The following is an 18,273-nucleotide window of genomic DNA, read 5'->3' as shown; positions in this document are numbered from 1 at the left end:
CTCCGTTATCAGATTGGCATATTCATGATGTCTTCATAAGCCCTGACCACGCGGTTACGCACCTGGGTCAAAGCCTCGAAGGACACCGTAGATTTTTGGGCAGCAATCATCACGCGGGTAATGTCCACATTGGGGTCGCCCATATCGTACGCTGTCCGCAGGTCGTTGGTATTTTGCTGAACCTCGTTCACATTATTGACAGCGTTGCTCAGCATATCACCGAAGTTTGATGTCTCTTGGGTTTGGTCAACCTGGCGCGGCCCGTCGATACGGCCACGCACTGACTGATCCTGATCAACACGCTGGTCCTGATTCATTTGCGAGCGCAGTGAACGAATATCGGAAAGAACGCTGTTGATATCGGCACGTTGAACCATAACTTTCTCCTGACACCACCCCGGCGTGGATGGTCTTGCTGGTCTAACTCTATGGTTAAGGCTAAGCAATGGTCAGGCCACAATTATTTTTCTGCTAAATTACAGCTAGTTAGGGCGAACTTATAGAGGCGAGTATTAATTTCCGGCAGAGTTTTGACAGGGTATCGACTGAAGTGAGAGCTGAGCCGCTGAGAGCATCGATTTCATCGTGCAGCCACCCACAAAAAAAGGCACCCATGGGGTGCCGTAATGAAGGGGTACTACAAACGGGTACTACAAAGGGTTTACTAAAAAGACTTACGCCATCTCCAACTCGGCATCTAGATCAATTCCGGCGTCACGCATCTGGGCCAGTTTGTACCTAAGCGTTCTTGGGCTTATGCCCAGCTGCTCCGCGGCTTTATTGCGGCGCCCGCGCTCATTTCTGAGTGTCTGGATAATAATACGAAACTCCTGCTGGCGCAGATCATCTCCCAGCGACCCGACTTCAACTGCTTCTGGGGCTGGGTGATTTGTTTCAGAAGATCCTGAGTTAGAAGCTACCGCAGTTGGCTGCTCAGCGTACTGCGCATCTCTCTCTTCGGCCGGCTCAGTCGCGAAGGGCGCTGTTACCGGAGCTACAGCAGCCCCATTGCCATCAAAACGGCCTGTGGCGCCAAGATCAAGACACAAATCCCCGGCGTGGATCACATTGCCCTGATGCAAGACCAGCGACCGCTGGATCGCGTTATCTAGTTCGCGAACGTTGCCGGGCCACCTGTGCTGCATGAGCGCATTGCGGGCATCGGCAGCAAAGCTGATACCCGTAAGCTTCATCTTGCGACAATGGTTTTTCAGCAGCGACATGGCCATCGGCAATATGTCTAACGGGCGCTCCCGCAGCGGCTGCCAGTGCAGGGGGAATACGCTCAGCCGATAGTATAAATCTTCACGAAACCGCCCTTCCCGCACAAAATCCGCTAGGTCCCGGTTGGTTGTGGCAATCACTCGAACATCCAGCGTGATGGTTTTTCGACCACCTACCCGCTCGACTTCCCGCTCCTGCAAAACACGGAGTAGCTTTGACTGCAGTGCCGGATCCATTTCTGAAACTTCGTCCAGCAGAATCGTTCCGCCATTGGCCTGCTCAAACTTGCCAGGGGCAGAGGCAACCGCACCGGTAAAGGCACCTTTTTCATGGCCGAACAGAATCGCCTCGAGCATGCTCTCAGGGATAGCTGCACAGTTAATGGCCACGAATGGCTGGTCCGCCCGTGGCGACTGCTGATGAACGTATCTGGCTAAAACCTCTTTACCCGTACCACTTTCCCCGGAAATCATCACGGTAGAATCACTGCCAGCCACCTTGGCTGCCAGCTGAAATATACGTTTACTTATCGGATCCTCGGCCACTGGCTCATCACCGGTTTTCTGACGACTGCCTCCCACTACCTTGGTAACTGCGTCTACAAGCACCTTGGGCTCAAACGGTTTAACCAGATAATCCACCGCCCCGGACTGCATAGCAGACACGGCATGGCTGATCTGCCCATACGCGGTAATCAGCATCATCGGCAAACCTGGGTGTAACCGTTGCACCTCACCCAATAGCTCGTGGCCAGAAAGCCCGGGCATGTTGACATCACTAACCACCATGTCGACCGGTGCCTCTGCCAGTCGTGCCAGCGCCTCCTGGGCATTCGAAGCCTCACACACGCGAAACTTCGCCAGCTCCAAAGTGGTTACCAGCGCTTCGCGCAGGTCGCGGTCATCTTCAACAATCAGAATCTGGGCTTTGGCCATGGTTGCCTCCGATCAGCCTTTATTACGCAATAGCGGCAGACGCAGAGTTGCAACAGCGCCACCCTGCTCCGGCGATTCAATAGAAAACTGCCCTTGATGAGCTTTAACAACAGCCTGCACAACCGCCAGGCCAAGCCCGGTGCCGTGGGATTTCGTGGTATAGAAAGCCTCCGCCAGCCTGTTTGCTTCGGTTTTGCCAAATCCTGGGCCGTTATCCATCACCTGGATCAGCATGTCGCCCGCATCCGATGTAACCTGGACAGCAACGGCTGTAGCACCGGCTTCAAGACTGTTATTCACCAGATTGGTGCAGGCTCCAACCAACGCATCCCGGTTACACATCAACAGGTAATCCGCTGGCACATCATTCTTTAACATCACATTCGACCCGGCTGCAGGCCTGAGCCCATCCAGCGCGGATTGCAGAGCCGAAATCAATGTTGCTGCAGGCAGCTGCTCCGCCAAACGGGTTTCGCCCCGGGCAAAAATCAGCATATCCCGCACCTGCTGCTCTAGGTGCGTAAGCCGCGACATCAATCGGGTTGCGCAGCGCTGGCGCATTTCCTCATCCAAATCGTCCTGAGTTAAATGGCCGCCATAGAGAATGGCCGCAGACAAAGGCGTGCGAATTTGATGCGCAAGCGAAGCCACCATCTTGCCCATCGCAGAAAGCCGCTGCGCATGAGCCAGTTGTGATTGCAGGTGACGGGTTTCTGTCAGGTCAGTGAGCAGAATCAACTGCCCCGGCTGGTTGTCCATGGTGCGGATCTCAATGCTTACTCGGCGCCCATCCTTCAGGGACACCTCATGACCATCATCCTGGCGCGGAGAGAAACAACGACGAATCACATCCACCCAGCGCTCGCCATCCAACGGCTCACCCAGCAGCGCGATAGCCGCAGGGTTGGTTTGAGACACCGCACCCTGGCTGTCCAGAACCACCACCCCGGCCGGCAGAGCTTTCAGCAGAGTAGAAAGCCGATCGGCCAACTGCTCCTTCTCCTCCAGCTCCTGCTGCCGCTGCAGCGACTCGTGGCTCAACTCGCCAGACAACTGATTCACCCGCGACTCCAGCGTGCGATAAGAATCGGTAATCTGCCGCGACATTTGGTTAAACATGTCCAACGCAGAATCCACCGCCTCATCGTCCTGCTGCGGAAACAGCGCCCTAACCTTATCGTTAGCATCCGCCGCCGCATTGGCCTGGGCCTGGTGCTCCGCCGACTGAATAACAAACTGTGCCTGACTCATAACCTGACTCCCCGATCCGCCCGTTACACCGGGCCGCACCCTTCGGATGTTTCGTTTACAAGTCATCAAGCCAGCTCCGTGCCAACTACGATTTTTTCTTTAATATCAGTAGGTAAGGAATTCATAGAATGGTGATATGACGGTTTTACGTCGCCAAAAATGAGAAAAACGCCAAAGGCCACAAACCTTTGACGTCTTATTGTCACGGAAAAACAGGGAGGTCTATTTACTCAGGACTGCTCAGGTTCCTCCTCCCGAAGCCCATACTTTCGAACCTTCTCCACCAGAGTCGTTCGCCGAATCCGCAGCTTCTCCGCCGCCCGAGCAACCACACCCCCAGCCTCATCCAAAGCCTGTTGAATCAGCTGCTTCTCAAGGTTCGACAGATAATCCTTCAGATCAATACCATTCACTGGCAACAAAGCCGGAGCGTCCAGCCCCACCAACCCCGGAATACCAGAAGGCATACCCGAATCTTCAATCGGCCGATTCTCTTCAAAATCGTCTACATACCGAAACTTCTTCGGCAACTCCTGCACCCCAATAACCGAATAGGGATGCATAATCGACAGCCGCTCCACCAAATTCGCCAATTCGCGGACATTTCCCGGCCAGTCGTGCCGACATAAGCTCATGATCGCCGCCGAATTCATCCGCAAAGAGCCGCGTTTTTCCTTCTCCATCCGGGAAATCAGCTCATTGATCAACAGCGGAATGTCCTCTACGCGATCCCGCAATGACGGAACCTCGATGGGGAAAACATTCAGCCGGTAATACAGATCTTCCCGGAACTCGCCCGTTTCGATCATGTCCTCAAGATGCCTGTGGGTGGCCGCAATAACACGAACATCTGCAGACATCGTCCGGTTGCTACCCACACGCTCAAACGTACGCTCCTGCAGCACTCGCAGGATCTTTACCTGCATATTGAGAGGCATATCACCGATTTCGTCCAGAAACAGAGTGCCGCCTTCCGCCAGCTCGAAACGCCCAACTCGGGCCGTTATCGCACCGGTAAACGCGCCTTTTTCATGGCCGAAGAGTTCACTCTCTAACAGCTCTGCGGGTATGGCACCGCAGTTTACGGGGACAAACGGCTTATCCCGGCGTGAGGAGTGGTAATGAAGGTTTCTGGCAACAACTTCTTTACCGGTGCCAGACGGCCCGGTAATCAACACGCTCACGTCTTTGTCGGCGACCTGCTCCATGAGCTGGCGCACCTGCTGAACCTTGCGGCTGGTACCTACCAGGCTGCGAAACAACTGCAGGCTTCGCTGCTGACCGCGGCCTTTGGCACGAATGAACTGATCCGCGTAAATCTGTGCACGATATAGAGAATCAACGAACTTGGTGTAGTTAAGCGGCCATTCCATGCGGGCAATAACGCGGGCGGCATCTGGCTCCGTCAAGCCTTTGAGCACCGGGTCGCCCACCATCAACAAAGGCACACCCTGAACCGCCTTACACACCTTTTCAATGGCGCTGACGATGGTGGAGTCGGCGCCGTTTACGACAACCACAGAAATGGCCGCTAGGCTCTCCTCATCTGCAGATTCCAGGAGCGCCAAGGCGTCATTGCCAGCAATAACCTGCTCTTCGCCAATGAACTCCAGAATGGTCGTCATATCCCGGAGCCTCGATTCGTCCTCGCTCAGCACCAGCACCTTGTTATTTTTAGACATTCACAAGAGTCTCTTTGGGGATTTGTGCAGTATTTAAGACTGTAAAACCAAGAGAGTCAATTTTATGACGCTATTTAGAGCTAGGGATTGAAATATTTTGATATGCCTTAGCCGCATTCCGGTTACGGTTCACCCCTTTAAGAGCTTGCTCAGCTTCGGCCTTGGCCTGAGTAGCCCCCTCGCCAGCCGCGTCTACAAACTGGCGCAGTTCTTCAAGCCGCGTTCGTACTATCTCCGGGTCCACCTGCCCAGCCTCCAGCGCAGTCATCAAAGGCTCTAGTGCCGGCTTGACCTGTGTGTTGAGGCTAACCAGAGCATCCCAGTCCTGATCGGCCAGGGCGCGGCCAAGATCCGTTATGAGCTGATCGAGGCTATCCAGATGGGGTTTAAGCTCAGACGGGGCACTATTTTGAGGGTTCGCCATCACGTTTTCTCCTTGCACAAAGGGATAAGGAACGTACGACCCGCACAGATCGCCAGCGAACACCGGCGATCTGTCGTTATTGCGAGAACTCAGCGGCGGGCGGCTCGCCTCGCAGAGGAAGCGCTAAACTCGTCGCCACGAAACCCTGGGTTAAAATCGTAGGCTGGGTAGTTGTTATCCAAGCCATCAATGTAATAACGCTTCGCCTTGATATCGTAGGTCATCTCCATGGTAGTCCAGAACACCGGCTCTTGGTAATAGCTGATGTTATGGGCCTCGGAAACCCGCCACAGATCGCCGGAGTCGTCATACTCTTCCGACATCAGGATCTGCCAGCTGTCTTCATCCACGTAGAAAACACGACGGTCGTAGATATGCTTGATGCCGGTGCGACGGGTTGCCTCAACCACCCATACCCTGTGCAGCTCATAGCGTGCCAGCTTCTGGTTAATGTGGCCGGCACGGATAACATCATCTGGGCTAACCGACTGATCGTGCAGCTTGTAGGCATTATAGGGAACGAACAGTTCACGCTTGCCCTTCAACTCCCAGTCATACTGATTTGGCGCACCGTTATACATGTCTTTCTGGTCTACCGAGCGCAGGGACGAGGAGTTTGGCAGATCCGTCTCGTAGGCAAGGTTCGGTGACCGCCTCAGGCGCCGAGAACCCGCATCATAACGCCATGCCAGCCGCGGCGAACGCACCTGATCAAGGGTTTCGTGCACAAGCGTTATAGTGCCGGCCAAGGTAGAAGGCGAGATGGTATCGGTTTTGAGGTAGAAAATTTTGTTGTCTATATCAGCAAGTTCTGCATCCTTCTTGCTGTAAGCAATATAGTAATCGTACTGGTTGACCACCGGGTTGTAGGAGCCGTCCACCTGTGGTGTAGCCGCTGCGCTTCGGAACGATACCTCTTCGCCGCGATATCGCAGCATGTGATTCCACATAACCTCCAACCCATTTTTAGGGATAGGAAACGGGCTGGTCATAATCGTGTTCCGGAAACGCGGCGGTGCGGCGGGTTTGATAAACCGGCATGAAAAAATCCGGGCCGTACTGGCTCAGCATCCGCCGCGAGCCCTCAGAAAGCTTGTCCTTATAAAGATGCATATTGTCCGCCGTAATCACAAACAAGGCGTCATCTTCAGGAAACGGATCCTTTTCAACCAGGCCCTTACGCCAGTTGGCGGGAGCTTCACGCAAGCCGCCGGTCCACTCAGGAATACTGCCAGAAGCATTGGCTCCCCGCTCGGCGCCAACCGGCGTCAGGTCTTGCTTCAGCCGTTCTGCTTCGGAAACCGTTACTGCTGACAACGCCTGCCCGGAAAACCCGAACAAAAGCACTGCAATACATGCGACAAATTGGCTCCGCATTCCGTATTCCTCCAGACAATCCAAAAACCCATACTTATGATGCCATTTTCGCTAAATTCAAACGCCCGTTTCAAGCGAATGTTTGTGTTTTATTGTCACCTGAGAGCTAGACGGAAGGCGTAAAGAAATCTGCGCGTCAAAATGATATGATGGTTGATTAATTCGGGCGCCTAATTGGAAGGTTTATTGAGATGTCACCATCGTTTTTCGAGATTGTACAATTGAGCAACGGCGATTACGCCCTGCGGCGCATCGACGACGACAGTGAGCCACTGGTGAAGGTTTCGTTTTCTTCTGAAGCTCGCGAAATGATGGAAGACCGGGAAATGTCTGTGGCCAAGGCAATGATTGCCGCTGGAATAGAAGCCGCTGGAAGTGTCACACAAGATATCGACTGGGACGATGACGAGCTGGACGTCTCAGACGCTCAGCCCGCCTACACGCTTCACTAAAATGCTGTTCAGCGCTGCCTGAGCACCACGCCGTGGCTGTTGCCCTCAGCTGCAGCTCTTTGTAGAGAATCGAAAGCTGTTCTACCCAGTTTACCTGTCCACATAACCACTGCGTGACAGGTCCCCGCGCTCAGGGCAATCTCCGCAAGCTTACGAGCCGGGTATTCTGCAGTAGAGCGCAAAACCAGAAGCTCTCCTGTGACAATACCGTGCATTTTCTGCCACTTGCTAACCAGCGCTTGGGGCGGATCGATCCACGCCAGCCAACGCTTTTCCTGGTTGAGCTGAGTGAGCATAGGTAACAACAGCTGAAAGTTTTCCACCTGCCCTTCCGGCAGGATTATCTCCGTAACGTTGCCAGCCGGAGTGGGGCTTCCAACGTCCGGCTTATTCCTGGCGCGGATAACAGTCCGTTGTTTCCGGGCTGCGTATTCCGGCACGGGGCAAGGCAAGCTACCATGTTGCCACGCCATGTTCTCATTGAAGCTAAGTTGTTCCATAAATCACCCCTTTTTCAATGCGTCTGTGGTTACACCAGCCTTATCAGTGCAGATCAGAGCGCCGGATAACACCCACACCCAGCCCTTCAATGAACAGTTCCTGCTCTTTCAGGTCGACTTCTATCGGCGTGAAGTCTTCGTTTTCGGCGATCAAATAGACCTTCGAGCCTTCTTTTCGGAAACGCTTCACCGTCACTTCATCTCCCACCCTGGCCACAACTACCTGACCGTTATGAACATCTTGGGTGCTGTGTACGGCAAGCAGATCGCCATCAAGAATGCCGATGTTTTTCATGCTCATACCCCTGACACGAAGCAGGTAATCGGCGGAAGGCGAAAAAAATTCCGGCTTCAGCGCGCAATGATCTTCAACGTGTTCTTCGGCCAAAATCGGGCTGCCCGCAGCCACTTGGCCAATAATCGGTAACCCTGGGTCTTCGGCAACTTCTGGCAAGCGAATACCACGGCTGGCACCCGGAACCATTTCAATAGCGCCCTTGCGTGCCAGTGCCCGCAGGTGTTCTTCGGCGGCATTGGCAGAACGGAAACCCATTTCCGCGGCTATCTCTGCGCGGGTGGGTGGATAGCCGGTTTCATCGATAGATTGGCGAATAATTCCCAGTACTTGGGTCTGTCTTTCTGTCAGCTTCATTGTTTCGCTGCTCCGCTTGCTGCATGCAGGGCTTATGCATGCTGGGCCTAGTATCTGATGGCGTATACAGTGAACCGACCATCCTGTTTGTTTATACAGTGTTTTGACTATATACAGTGCTTTATCCAGTGTAAAGCCGAGCGGCCAATTTTCTTGCAAGCCCTTAATAATTGGCCGTTCGGTAGTGTGATATGGTGAAAAGACCTTACATTCATCACCAGTGAGCCTTATGCGACAAGCTACCCCCTGTAAACTGCCAGACATACTAAACACCGCTGACGGAAAAGAGCGCCGAGTGGGCGTGGAAATTGAACTATCCGGGCTTGGCTACGAACAGCTTGTAAACTTGGTTGCGGAGCTGCTCGAAGGTGAAGCAGCATTAGAATCCCGCTATGTGAGCAAGCTTGAAACGCCCCTAGGGTGCTTTGTTATCGAGCTGGATTCAGATCCAATCAAAGACTTGGATCTGGCAGACGAGCGCTTGCCCCTGTCCATCCGTGAATTTGGTGGGCAGGCTATGGAGGTTATCGATGCGGCGGCTGAGCGGATTGTGCCACTGGAAATTGTCAGCCCACCCATGCCGTTTTCTGGGCTGAACCAGATTGAAACTCTGGTCGACAAGCTTCGAGAAGCCGGGGCCCTGGGCAGCAGAGAGGCAATCTATTTCGCATTCGGCCTACAGCTGAACCCTGAGTTGCCCGATCTCAAGCCAGCAACGTTGGTCCGCTACTACCAAGCGTTTGCGATACTTTACGAGTGGCTAAAGGCACGTCATCAACTGGATATCAGCAGAAAGTTCACCACCTACATTGAACCTTGGAGCAGCCGTTACACTGATTTGTTGATCGCTGACGACTACGCGCCAGACCAACAGCAGATGATGGTGGATTATCTGGAATCCAATCCCACCCGCAACCGCGCTCTGGATCTGTTGCCGCTGTTTGCCCACTTGGACAAACCGCTTCTGGATCAGTACGTGGAAGATCCTCGCATCAAAAGCCGGCCAACGTTGCATTACCGGCTTCCGGACTGTGACATCGATAACCCCGAATGGCACTTTTCTAATGTTTGGAATGACTGGGTAGTGGTAGAGCAGCTCGCTAACCATGCTGAGGATTTGGCGGAACTGCGCGCGCTATTTCGGGACAGCCGAAAGATCAACTTGCGCAATCTAACCCGAAGCTGGCAGGAAACCTCAGCGAACTGGCTAAAAAGTAAAGGCTATGTCTGAACAAAACTACCCGGAAGACAGCCCGCCGGGCCTAACGATCGGCATCAGCGGCCCTACGAGAAAGCGTATGGCTCAACGCCTGATCGGCTTGGGGCTTCGGCTGAAAGGCGCGCACACGTATTATATCCGCCCAGGCGCCCGGGTGGATGTATCACTACTGGATGGGCTGGTGCTTTCCGGAGGTACCCATGTGCATCCCGAGAGGTATGGCCAGGAACCTCAGGTCAGCGCCCAGTATGACCGGGCGCGGGATACCACCGATCAGCTGCTGCTGGAACAAGCAGAGGCTATTGGGATTCCGGTGTTGGGCATTTGCCGGGGCGCGCAATTCATCAACATATTCCACGGCGGCTCTCTGTGCCAGAACGTAACGCCGTTAAGGGTGAATACCAAGCACCGCCCTCTGTTGTTTCCCATGCAAACCGTTCGCCTTGTAGCCACAAGCCGGCTGGGCCAGCTTATGGGGGCGTCGGTAATCGGTACCAATCGGATTCACAGCCAGGCAATCAAGCGCCTGGGCAAAAACCTGAAGGTAGTGGCGGTGGACAACGACCTGTTTGTTCAAGCCATCGAAAGCACCCGCGGTCAATGGCTGATGGGGCTTCAGTGGCACCCCGAATACCTGCTATACCTTGGTGGGCACCGACGTATCTTTGGCCAGTTTCTACAAGCGGCCCTCTCGTTCAAACTGGCCCGACTGGAACCTGAAGCCAGTGCGTCGGTGAACGCAACATTCGATCTGGACTGAACTCAGAAATCCCGGGTATAAAAGATATCCAGAGAAGCTGCCAGCCCGCTGGCAGCTTCAAGATAAAAGTACCTGCCCAAATCGTAGCGCAAGGCCACGGTGCTGATAGGCTCAAAGATTCCGACCCCGTAACGGACACTGAGATCGTCGCTCAGGTAACCGCTGGCCACAACCGACGCCTGGTCTCCGCTGCCCTCGGCTTCCAGCGTTAATTCGCGTATACCAAAACCTTCTCCAATTTGCCCAGTTATCTTGTTTACCTGGGTCAACCCCAATGAGATGGCGGCACGGCTCATTTGCCCGTCATCACTCTGGCCCCTAGGGGCCCGACCAAGAATCACGTAAGACAAAGCATCGGCTTGCGGCATATCCGGGCTGGAGAATACTTCGGTAGTGGGCGACTGAACCGGCCCACTCAGGCGAATCCCCGCCACAACCGTGTCTACCTGCCTAACCGCTTCAATATCGAGATACGGCTGAACCAAGTTGCCAACAAAAAGCAGCCGTGCGCGCCGCAGCACCAGCTCTTGGCCATACGCTTCGTATTGACCATCAACCAGCTGCAGGTTGCCCCGGGTGTCCATGTCGTTACCGATACGCAGGGTGCCCTCTAGGTTGCCCGTTACGCCGAACGCAACAAAGCTAACCCGGTCTTCGCCTACAACAACGGTAACGTCCATATCCAGGGATCGTATAAGCGGCTCTTCCTGCTCAACGCCTACAATCACTTCATCTTCGGATACCGACACAGCCTGGTCGGGCAACCCCTCTATTGTTATATCGCCCCGTGGCACTTCAATCCGGCCTTCCACACTCAAGGCGCCTTCGCGGAAGGCGATGGTCAAATCCGGCGCCACCTCCAGATGGGCGTAGGGCTCTATGCTGAAGGGTAATCTTTCACCGGTAATACGAACCTCTCCACCAGGAGCATCTTTCCAGTCGACCTCGCCTTGAATAATTGCCTCGCCGCGGGCATTGCTGCTTATCCGGCCGCGAATATCTGCGGAATAGCCGTCAAGCTCGACACTGATAACCACTTCCTCCATGGGGAGCGGTAAGCGGGGGTCCACCACGCGACCGTTAATCAACGCTATTTCGCCCTTCACTGCCGGGTTCATCAGCGGCCCAGAAATAGTGCCTTCACCATTGACCTCACCGGCTACTTCTTCAAGCCCAGTAAACAGACCGGCTAGGGCGATATCCAAGCCTTCCAGTTTAAACTGGCCTTCAACCGGCCGGCCTTCAGCCATCGGATCCAGCTTCATATCCACTGAGAGCTTACCAAGTTCAGGGCCAGACAGCCGCAAAGCGAGATCGGCTTCTTCAGGCTTAAGGTCCAACTCCGTCGTAAGGGTGTCGTAACTCAGGGTTTCCCATTCGCCATCCAGCAGCAATTCGAAACGGCCTTCGCCTGCATCGAGCGCAATCCGTCCATCAGAGCCCTTACTGGTGGAGGTAAAACTAATTTCGCCATTAATGTTGGAATGCCAGCGCAACGTCTCAGGCAAAAGCGGTGCCAGGGCTGCGGCGGGAAAGCTGCCAATACGGTAGGCAAGGCTGGGCACTGGCAGCAGGGCCTGGTCGTCTGCGCAAACTGAGCTTTGCTGCCAGCGCCAGCAATGGGCCGCAAAACTGAGTTCGCCGTTTTTTCCATAAGCGAGCCCGGCGGGGGACTCCAGCGCCCAGCTCTGCTCCTGCCCGGGTACATCAATAACGCCCCGGGTAAGCTTACCTTGCCAGCTTGCCCAAGCCTCGCCCGCTGCCCCCTGGAAATCCAGCTGCAGCCGCGCGTCTTTGTGCTGCGCATCGATTGCGACCTTATGGTCACCTTGCGTGCCCTGGGCCTTAACGACAAGCGATTCAACCTCTTGTCCGGCGACAGTAATGCCTTTACTCGCCCATTCACTATTAAAGCGAAAACCAGATTCTAGCTGTGCATCCAGGCTGAAGGTTTCAACAACCAACAAATCCTTCCAGCGCAGTTCGGTAGCACTCGCTGCCAGCTCTCCACGAGGATCGTCGGGGGTGCCAGCGAGAGTGAGCTGAAGATCCGCCCGCCCGGCCAAACCCGGTAAAATCTTTTCTGGGTTTGGCAGCTTGAGGTTCAAGCTGGCCTGCAATTCTTCGCCCCACTGGCCGCTGCCTTCTAGGCGATTATCACCAATAACCAGCTTCAGCTCCGGCACAACCCAGTCACCACTTGAAGTATCAAGCCGCCCTGCGGCAACCGTAGGGCTGGCGCGCCACTGGCCCTCCAAATCCCAGCTGGCTTCCATAGCAGGAACCGGTCCATCGGTGAGCTGCCCTTCTGTGGTGACCTGGCCGCTAAGGCTGGCTTCCAGAAACGGAACCCAGTATCCGGGGTTAAAATCCTCAAGTTCCAGAGCCGCTTGCCAACTCAGAGGCCCGGAGAAACTCACGGAGCCATCCCCCGAGAGGGAGCCGGCACCGGTCATCGCCGAAAGTTCCGTTACCCGTGCTTGGCTGGTATCACCGTCAATTGCCGCAGCCAGCTCTGCACTGCCCTGGGGCCCGTCCACTTCAGCGGTCAGGTTGGCCTGATAACGACCCTCACGCCACGAGGCTTCACCATCCAGTTTGCGAAGCGCAACTGGCAGCTCATCCAAACCGGGAATCAGTGAATACCAAGGGAACTGCCGTAGTTTTATATCCGCATCCGCACTGAGGCCGCCCTGCCATTGGGTATTACCAGTGACCACCAAGGTTTGGGGCGACTCACCCGCCTTACTCGTTTCCGCGTTATTCAACGCAGAAAGCTCCAGCCGGATATCTCTGGCTTCAGCCGTTGTAACTAGGCCAGAAAGTGCCAGATCAACCGGCCCTTCGGTGCCTGGCAGCGTGGCCTGCCCTTTTGTTTTGAATCCGTTCTTCAGGCTACCTGCGGCCTCAACAAACCAGTTTTTCAGCACCAGCGTTTCCGGCAAGGCTTCGATGGCCTGGAAGGTTTCTGAGGTAACCCTTAAGCGCGCAGGCAGGCTCGATGCCAACGGTTCCACTTTGCCCTCCAGCGCAGCGTCAAGATAACCGCGACTCTGTCCTGAAAGAGCAAGATCTCGCACACTGCCCGAAAGCGCTAAGTCGATTGTCCAAGTATCGCCATAAGGCGGCGGCAGAGTCGCGTTTACCTCGAGATTGACCGGCCAATCCCGCCGCGTTTCCACACGGCCTGAGGCCACCACGGTATATTCATCAAGCTGGTAGTAAACCCGCTCCAGTTTCCAGTCGGCCCCAGAGCCGCCGGCATCAAGCTCAAGTTTGTCCCATACTTTGCTGCCATTGAAGGTAAACGTACCGAGCCTTACATCGCTAACTCTCAACCCCAGCGGTAACTCAAGCCCGGGCAGGCTGATATCCCCAGACGAATCCTGTTCTTCTTTAGAGGGCTGAACGTTAACGTCGAGCTGCTTCACGTGTAGGGTTTCAAGGCAGAGTTGCAGATCAAAAAGACAGGAGGGAGACCAATCCACAAGCGGGGATTCAACCGCCACATCAACCCCGTAACCGCGCCATTCAAGGCGGTCGGCCTGCCAGGTTCCAAACAACGAGCCATGATCGTTAACCGCTTCAAGCCCGGGTATCTGGTCGATCACCCATGCCGTACCGGTCTCAGAGCGCAGCGCCAGCAGGATCGCCGAAACCAAAACCACCGGCAGTAACACTAGCAGCCCAAGAAGCAGAAGCACCCAGAACCGAAGGCGGTGTGTTTTCGTCATAACTCCGGCCCCATCGAGAAGTGAATCCGCCACTCGCCACCAAATTCAGGGTTCAGGCCCTTAGCAAGATCCAAACGCAAAGGCCCCAGCGGGCTGATCCACCGAATGCCGACACCTGCCCCGGAGACCAGGGGGTCAAACAGATCGTTAATGGCGTTGCCATGGTCAAAAAACAAAGCCGCACGCCAATTGGCCGCAAATTGGTACTGGTATTCGACACTGCCCACCACCGTGTAACGGCCGCCAACCGGAACGCCGTTATCGTTCTCGGGTGATAACGTCTGGTACCCGTAACCGCGCACACTCTGGTCGCCACCGGCGAAGAAACGCAAAGACGGTGGCACGTCTGCAAACCGGTTAGTCCCCACGCCTCCGAGCTGAACGCGAGACAAAAATCGGTGCTTTCCGGCAAGTGTAAACAGGCCCTTAGCAACAGCGTTCACATGTAGGATATCCACACTGGATAGAGCCGCCCTGTGAGAACCGCTCACATTTATCTGCAAACGGTAGCCCCGGGACGGATCCAACGATGAGTCGGCGTGCAGTTTGGAATATGCCACACCCGGGAGCAGCAGAGTACTGGTGCCCTTTTCATCATCGCCAATATTGAATTGCTCGCCTTCCCAGCGTATTGACAACACTTGCAGCCAGCCATCATCCAACTGGTGCTGCCACTGCTGCCCAAACGTTAGCAGCTCGGACTCAACGTTCTCAATATCTTCGCGTTGATAACCTGCCGTAAACCGGATCAAGTCTGTCATAGGTGGGTCCAGAGGCAGTTCATACCAGGTACTCAGGTTTTGCCTGGGCGCTGAAAGCTCCGTTTCAGCCCCGCGTTTGTGCCCCATCTGGTTGACCCAGTGTTCCCGCCAGGTGCCCCGGAAGCGCGGCCCGACATCCGTAGAAAAACCGAGGCCGGTAGCAATGGAGTGGCGATCTCTACGAGTCACACCGATGCGCACGGGAATCACCCCATCTTTAGCGTTCCCCGGAACCGCATCTATGTCGACACCCGAGAAATAGCCACTACCAAGGAGATCGCTGTTAAGTTTTGCGATTTCATCCGCGTGATAGGGAATGCCCGGCTCAAAGGTCACAAAATCTTGAAGAAGACTGCGTTCAAACCAGTGCCCGTCTTCGAACGTTACCACTCCAAGCTGATACCGGTCACCGCTTTCAAAAACCAGAGTAATGTTTGCTGCCAGGGCTTCTGGATCAACCTCGAGCGCGCGGGTAACAAGGCGGCCATCAAAGTAGCCCCTGCGCCGGGCCCGGGTTTGCAAGGTGTCCCGAAGATTGGTGTAGTCGCCATGATTCAGGACATCGCCCTCGGCGGGGTGAACAGGCAGGTTATCTGTGAAGCGCGAGTCCGATGCGGCGGCGCCCCGGATATCAACCGTCCGGGATTTGATTCGCACCGGGTCACCCGGCGTAATAGTTAAAATCAGCCGGGCCGTGTTTTCTGCATCACCGTCTTCTACCTCCCAGTCCACAACCGGGCTGTAATAACCCAGTGCACGCAGCGCTTTGCTAGCTTGGCTGACCGCCGTTGACGCATAACGACGAAGGTTACCGGCGTTTCGGCCCTCCACCTCGCCAACGAATGCGTTAGCGTTTTCCTGAAGCCCGGGATAGTCACCCTTTACACGAACCTCAACTTGTTCGGCAAAGCTCGGGGAAGACCACAGGAAAAGCAACAGGCCCAGAAGCCGGATTCGGCCCGATTTAAAAATGTGATCAAGTGATAGCATCCGGCTGTTTCAGTGTTGGTCGTGATGGGATTGGTGGTATGGATGAAAGCAATTATCGCTCAAGCGTGAGAGTTTAATGCTAGCTGGTCAAGTTAATCCGCGCCCAGACAAGTCGTCGGCCGGGTTCAAATACGCTAACCTGTAACAAAATCTACGGCCGCCATTACACCATCGAAGACGGATACCCGCGAATGCTGAAAATTAACCGCGAGAACCTGAAGTCCAGCCATCAGCTTACCTGGTTTATTATCGACTTCCTGATGCTGGGCCTGCTTATAATCAACCTCGCGTTTATTATCTGGGACTCTGTCTATAACTTCGTCGCTATCCAGAACGTGTTGAAAGAGTATCTTCCGGCACTTAAGGCTATCTACCACCCAATACATGAAAACTTCATCCTGTACGACGCAATGTTCGTTGCGGTTTTCCTGTCAGAGTTTTTTGTGCGTTGGGGCTATGCAATCAGGGCCAAAGTGTACGACCGCTGGTACTTCTATCCCTTTATCCACTGGTATGATGTGGTGGGCTGCATACCGGTAGGAAGCCTACGATTCTTGAGGATTCTGCGGGTTATTTCCATTGTGTACCGCCTGCACCAGTACAAGGTAATCGATGTTACCGGTACTGGCATTTACCGTTTCGTAAACTTCTACTACGAAGCCTTCATGGAAGAGCTTTCTGATCGCATCGTGGCCAAAGTATTGAGCGGTGTTCAACAAGAGCTAACACTCGGCTCTCCGTTGTTCGAAAAAATCCAGAATGACATCCTGTACCCACGGCGTGAGATGCTTTCTGGGTGGATTTCGCTCCGGGTGGCAGAGGCAGCACAGGAAGGTTACATCCCCAACCGCGGCGCCTTGAGAAGTTACCTTGAAGCCAGGGTCGATCATGCGCTTGAGCAGAATTCCGAACTTTCGCGGCTGAAATACCTGCCGGTGGTGGGGTCGACTATTAAAGATACTCTTGAAGATGCTGTGGGCGATATTGTTGCCAACGTTATCCAGCAGATTCTGGAAGATTTGGCTTCCGCCTCAAACCACGGTTTTATTGAAGACATTGTAAATGCTTTTATTCGCGAGCCTGGCGAACCAGGTAACAACGAAGAAAGAAACGAAGCATTGATCGCGCTGATCATCGAAATTATTGACGCGATTAAAGGCCAGGTAAAGGTCAAGCGCTGGCGTGAACAGCTTCCCTAGACACCAAAGAGATGTAACATGGATGCACTGCATTACCAGCCAGCCCATGAGCTGCTGACACGACTTGAAGCCGGCACACTAAGCAGCGAAAAGCTGGTGACCGCCCTGCTCGCAAGAATCCGCGAACACAACCCAGCGGTAAACGCCATTGTTACGCTCGACGAAGCTGGCGCACTTGAGCAGGCACGAGAGTCCGACCAGAAGCGTGCTGCCGGTGCAACAACCGGCCCCTTGCACGGCCTACCTCTGACTGTAAAGGACACTTGGGAAGTGGCGGGAATGACCTGCACCGCCGGTGCCCGCGCGCTGCGCGACCACAAGCCCGAACACCATGCCGATGTTGTGCAGCGCCTTGAAGATGCCGGGGCCATTATTTTGGGCATAAACCGTCGCGAACACTGGTGTCCTTTCGCGGGCACATTCCGGGGCCTCTTGGCACCCAGTCGCAACCAGATCTTGCGGAAGGCGGGCCTCTTGCCCGTAATACCCGAGACCTTGAGCTGCTATTAAAGGTAATCGCCGGGCCAAAACCAGTTGATACCCGATGCTGGCAACTGGAAATGGCCCCCTCAAGGCTCGAAACCTTGAAGCAAGCGCGGGTCGGTCTATGGCTTGAAGATCCTCTGTGCCCGGTTGAAAAAGAACTGACCGATGGCTACCGCGCACTGGGCACTAAACTTGCGGATCAAGGCGCTCTCGTATCCGAGGCCAACCATCCCCTGTTAAGCCTGGAGCACATATTGCCCGCCTACTTCAATCTGCTGGGCAGCCTGCTAAGCACCTCCCTCAAGCCTGCCCAACGCCGATAACACCCACAGCGGCTATCCGGCACGACCATTCACAGCCTGTTTTCAAACGCCGCATCACGGTAGCTGGGCAACCCCGCGCCTACATGGATCAGTTCTGTTGGATCGCCTTCGCGACATTGCTCGGCTTACCGGCCACCTCTGTGCCTATCGGGCGCACAAAGGAAGGGCTGCCGTTTAACGTGCAGGTTATTGGGGCACCAGGAACGGATCTCACCACAATCGGGTTTGCTCGATTGCTTGAAGAGGCTAATTTGGCTGGATTTCAGACCCCCAAAGGATTCTGAAACCCCTGAAACGAATACCA

16 protein-coding genes and 1 pseudogene are annotated in these 18,273 nt (G+C 54.7%); 7 read left to right on the top strand and 10 right to left on the bottom strand.

The window, feature by feature from the left end; all coding sequences use genetic code 11:
* Positions 1-8: 8 nt before the first annotated feature.
* The 6 genes and pseudogenes from fliE to CPH80_RS01675 form a co-directional block, all read right to left on the bottom strand.
* The gene (gene fliE, locus CPH80_RS01700) at positions 9-377 is read right to left on the bottom strand and encodes a flagellar hook-basal body complex protein FliE (RefSeq protein ID WP_096275317.1); all 369 of its coding nucleotides are present in this window, start codon (positions 375-377) and stop codon (positions 9-11) included.
* A 297-nt stretch (positions 378-674) separates the two neighbouring features.
* Entirely contained in the window at positions 675-2,159 is a 1,485-nt protein-coding gene (locus CPH80_RS01695; RefSeq protein ID WP_096275316.1) for a sigma-54-dependent transcriptional regulator, read from the bottom strand.
* A 12-nt stretch (positions 2,160-2,171) separates the two neighbouring features.
* The gene (locus tag CPH80_RS01690; protein WP_096275315.1) at positions 2,172-3,410 is read right to left on the bottom strand and encodes a sensor histidine kinase; all 1,239 of its coding nucleotides are present in this window, start codon (positions 3,408-3,410) and stop codon (positions 2,172-2,174) included.
* A 230-nt stretch (positions 3,411-3,640) separates the two neighbouring features.
* Positions 3,641-5,092, bottom strand: coding sequence for a sigma-54 dependent transcriptional regulator (locus CPH80_RS01685; RefSeq protein ID WP_096275314.1), 1,452 nt, complete (start codon positions 5,090-5,092; stop codon positions 3,641-3,643).
* Positions 5,093-5,162: 70 nt separating this feature from the next.
* Positions 5,163-5,516 carry an SOS cell division inhibitor gene (locus CPH80_RS01680; protein ID WP_096275313.1) on the bottom strand — a complete coding sequence of 118 codons (354 nt, stop codon included), beginning with the start codon at positions 5,514-5,516 and terminating at the stop codon, positions 5,163-5,165.
* Positions 5,517-5,605: 89 nt separating this feature from the next.
* A pseudogene (locus tag CPH80_RS01675) lies at positions 5,606-6,587 on the bottom strand (DUF1329 domain-containing protein).
* A 497-nt stretch (positions 6,588-7,084) separates the two neighbouring features.
* Between CPH80_RS01675 and CPH80_RS01670 the strand changes: the two are divergent.
* A complete protein-coding gene (locus tag CPH80_RS01670) occupies positions 7,085-7,345 on the top strand; it encodes a hypothetical protein (RefSeq protein WP_096275312.1) in 261 nt (86 codons plus the stop codon).
* Between the two features lie 8 nt (positions 7,346-7,353).
* Here the strand turns inward: CPH80_RS01670 and CPH80_RS01665 are convergent, their stop codons facing one another.
* The gene (locus CPH80_RS01665; protein ID WP_096275311.1) at positions 7,354-7,845 is read right to left on the bottom strand and encodes a cell division inhibitor SulA; all 492 of its coding nucleotides are present in this window, start codon (positions 7,843-7,845) and stop codon (positions 7,354-7,356) included.
* Positions 7,846-7,888: 43 nt separating this feature from the next.
* Positions 7,889-8,497: a transcriptional repressor LexA gene (lexA, locus tag CPH80_RS01660; RefSeq protein ID WP_096275310.1), complete on the bottom strand. Its 609-nt coding sequence runs from the start codon at positions 8,495-8,497 to the stop codon at positions 7,889-7,891.
* 229 nt (positions 8,498-8,726) lie between these two features.
* Here lexA and CPH80_RS01655 point away from each other — a divergent pair, with 229 nt between their 5' ends.
* Both CPH80_RS01655 and CPH80_RS01650 read left to right on the top strand, forming a co-directional pair.
* Positions 8,727-9,728, top strand: coding sequence for an amidoligase family protein (locus CPH80_RS01655; RefSeq protein WP_096275309.1), 1,002 nt, complete (start codon positions 8,727-8,729; stop codon positions 9,726-9,728).
* Positions 9,721-10,476: a gamma-glutamyl-gamma-aminobutyrate hydrolase family protein gene (locus tag CPH80_RS01650; RefSeq protein ID WP_096275308.1), complete on the top strand. Its 756-nt coding sequence runs from the start codon at positions 9,721-9,723 to the stop codon at positions 10,474-10,476. The genes CPH80_RS01655 and CPH80_RS01650 overlap by 8 nt, the downstream gene beginning before the upstream one ends.
* Before the next feature lie 2 nt (positions 10,477-10,478).
* Here CPH80_RS01650 and CPH80_RS01645 read toward each other — a convergent pair whose 3' ends face one another.
* Positions 10,479-14,210 carry a translocation/assembly module TamB domain-containing protein gene (locus tag CPH80_RS01645; RefSeq protein WP_096275307.1) on the bottom strand — a complete coding sequence of 1,244 codons (3,732 nt, stop codon included), beginning with the start codon at positions 14,208-14,210 and terminating at the stop codon, positions 10,479-10,481.
* A complete protein-coding gene (locus tag CPH80_RS01640; RefSeq protein WP_096275306.1) occupies positions 14,207-15,961 on the bottom strand; it encodes an autotransporter assembly complex protein TamA in 1,755 nt (584 codons plus the stop codon). Before CPH80_RS01640 ends, CPH80_RS01645 begins: the two co-directional genes overlap by 4 nt.
* A gap of 191 nt (positions 15,962-16,152) precedes the next feature.
* Between CPH80_RS01640 and CPH80_RS01635 the strand changes: the two genes are divergently transcribed.
* The 4 genes from CPH80_RS01635 to CPH80_RS22200 are packed head-to-tail and all read left to right on the top strand — an operon-like array spanning position 16,153 to position 18,253.
* Positions 16,153-17,160 carry a hypothetical protein gene (locus CPH80_RS01635; RefSeq protein ID WP_096275305.1) on the top strand — a complete coding sequence of 336 codons (1,008 nt, stop codon included), beginning with the start codon at positions 16,153-16,155 and terminating at the stop codon, positions 17,158-17,160.
* Between the two features lie 18 nt (positions 17,161-17,178).
* Positions 17,179-17,670, top strand: a complete 492-nt coding sequence (locus tag CPH80_RS22210; protein ID WP_227520315.1) for an amidase family protein — start codon at positions 17,179-17,181, stop codon at positions 17,668-17,670.
* Entirely contained in the window at positions 17,562-17,969 is a 408-nt protein-coding gene (locus tag CPH80_RS22205) for an amidase family protein (RefSeq protein WP_264754808.1), read from the top strand. The genes CPH80_RS22210 and CPH80_RS22205 overlap by 109 nt, the downstream gene beginning before the upstream one ends.
* Entirely contained in the window at positions 17,861-18,253 is a 393-nt protein-coding gene (locus CPH80_RS22200) for an amidase family protein (protein ID WP_319823059.1), read from the top strand. Before CPH80_RS22205 ends, CPH80_RS22200 begins: the two co-directional genes overlap by 109 nt.
* Positions 18,254-18,273 lie beyond the last annotated feature (20 nt).

Source organism: Marinobacter sp. LV10R510-11A (assembly GCF_900215155.1).
Classification (GTDB): domain Bacteria; phylum Pseudomonadota; class Gammaproteobacteria; order Pseudomonadales; family Oleiphilaceae; genus Marinobacter.
The sequence above is the reverse complement of the archived record's forward strand: the minus strand, read 5'-3'. Positions and strand labels throughout refer to the sequence as shown.

Bases quoted from the DNA above. Each gene is read 5' to 3' on its own strand.
- CPH80_RS01685 (WP_096275314.1), bottom strand. From the start codon at position 5,092: ATGTCTAAAAATAACAAGGTGCTGGTGCTGAGCGAGGACGAATCGAGG.
- fliE (WP_096275317.1), bottom strand. From the start codon at position 377: ATGGTTCAACGTGCCGATATCAACAGCGTTCTTTCCGATATTCGTTCA.
- CPH80_RS01655 (WP_096275309.1), top strand. From the start codon at position 8,727: ATGCGACAAGCTACCCCCTGTAAACTGCCAGACATACTAAACACCGCT.
- CPH80_RS22210 (WP_227520315.1), top strand. From the start codon at position 17,179: ATGGATGCACTGCATTACCAGCCAGCCCATGAGCTGCTGACACGACTT.
- lexA (WP_096275310.1), bottom strand. From the start codon at position 8,497: ATGAAGCTGACAGAAAGACAGACCCAAGTACTGGGAATTATTCGCCAA.
- CPH80_RS01635 (WP_096275305.1), top strand. From the start codon at position 16,153: ATGCTGAAAATTAACCGCGAGAACCTGAAGTCCAGCCATCAGCTTACC.
- CPH80_RS01665 (WP_096275311.1), bottom strand. From the start codon at position 7,845: ATGGAACAACTTAGCTTCAATGAGAACATGGCGTGGCAACATGGTAGC.
- CPH80_RS01640 (WP_096275306.1), bottom strand. From the start codon at position 15,961: ATGCTATCACTTGATCACATTTTTAAATCGGGCCGAATCCGGCTTCTG.
- CPH80_RS01670 (WP_096275312.1), top strand. From the start codon at position 7,085: ATGTCACCATCGTTTTTCGAGATTGTACAATTGAGCAACGGCGATTAC.
- CPH80_RS01695 (WP_096275316.1), bottom strand. From the start codon at position 2,159: ATGGCCAAAGCCCAGATTCTGATTGTTGAAGATGACCGCGACCTGCGC.
- CPH80_RS01650 (WP_096275308.1), top strand. From the start codon at position 9,721: ATGTCTGAACAAAACTACCCGGAAGACAGCCCGCCGGGCCTAACGATC.
- CPH80_RS01690 (WP_096275315.1), bottom strand. From the start codon at position 3,410: ATGAGTCAGGCACAGTTTGTTATTCAGTCGGCGGAGCACCAGGCCCAG.
- CPH80_RS01645 (WP_096275307.1), bottom strand. From the start codon at position 14,210: ATGACGAAAACACACCGCCTTCGGTTCTGGGTGCTTCTGCTTCTTGGG.
- CPH80_RS01680 (WP_096275313.1), bottom strand. From the start codon at position 5,516: ATGGCGAACCCTCAAAATAGTGCCCCGTCTGAGCTTAAACCCCATCTG.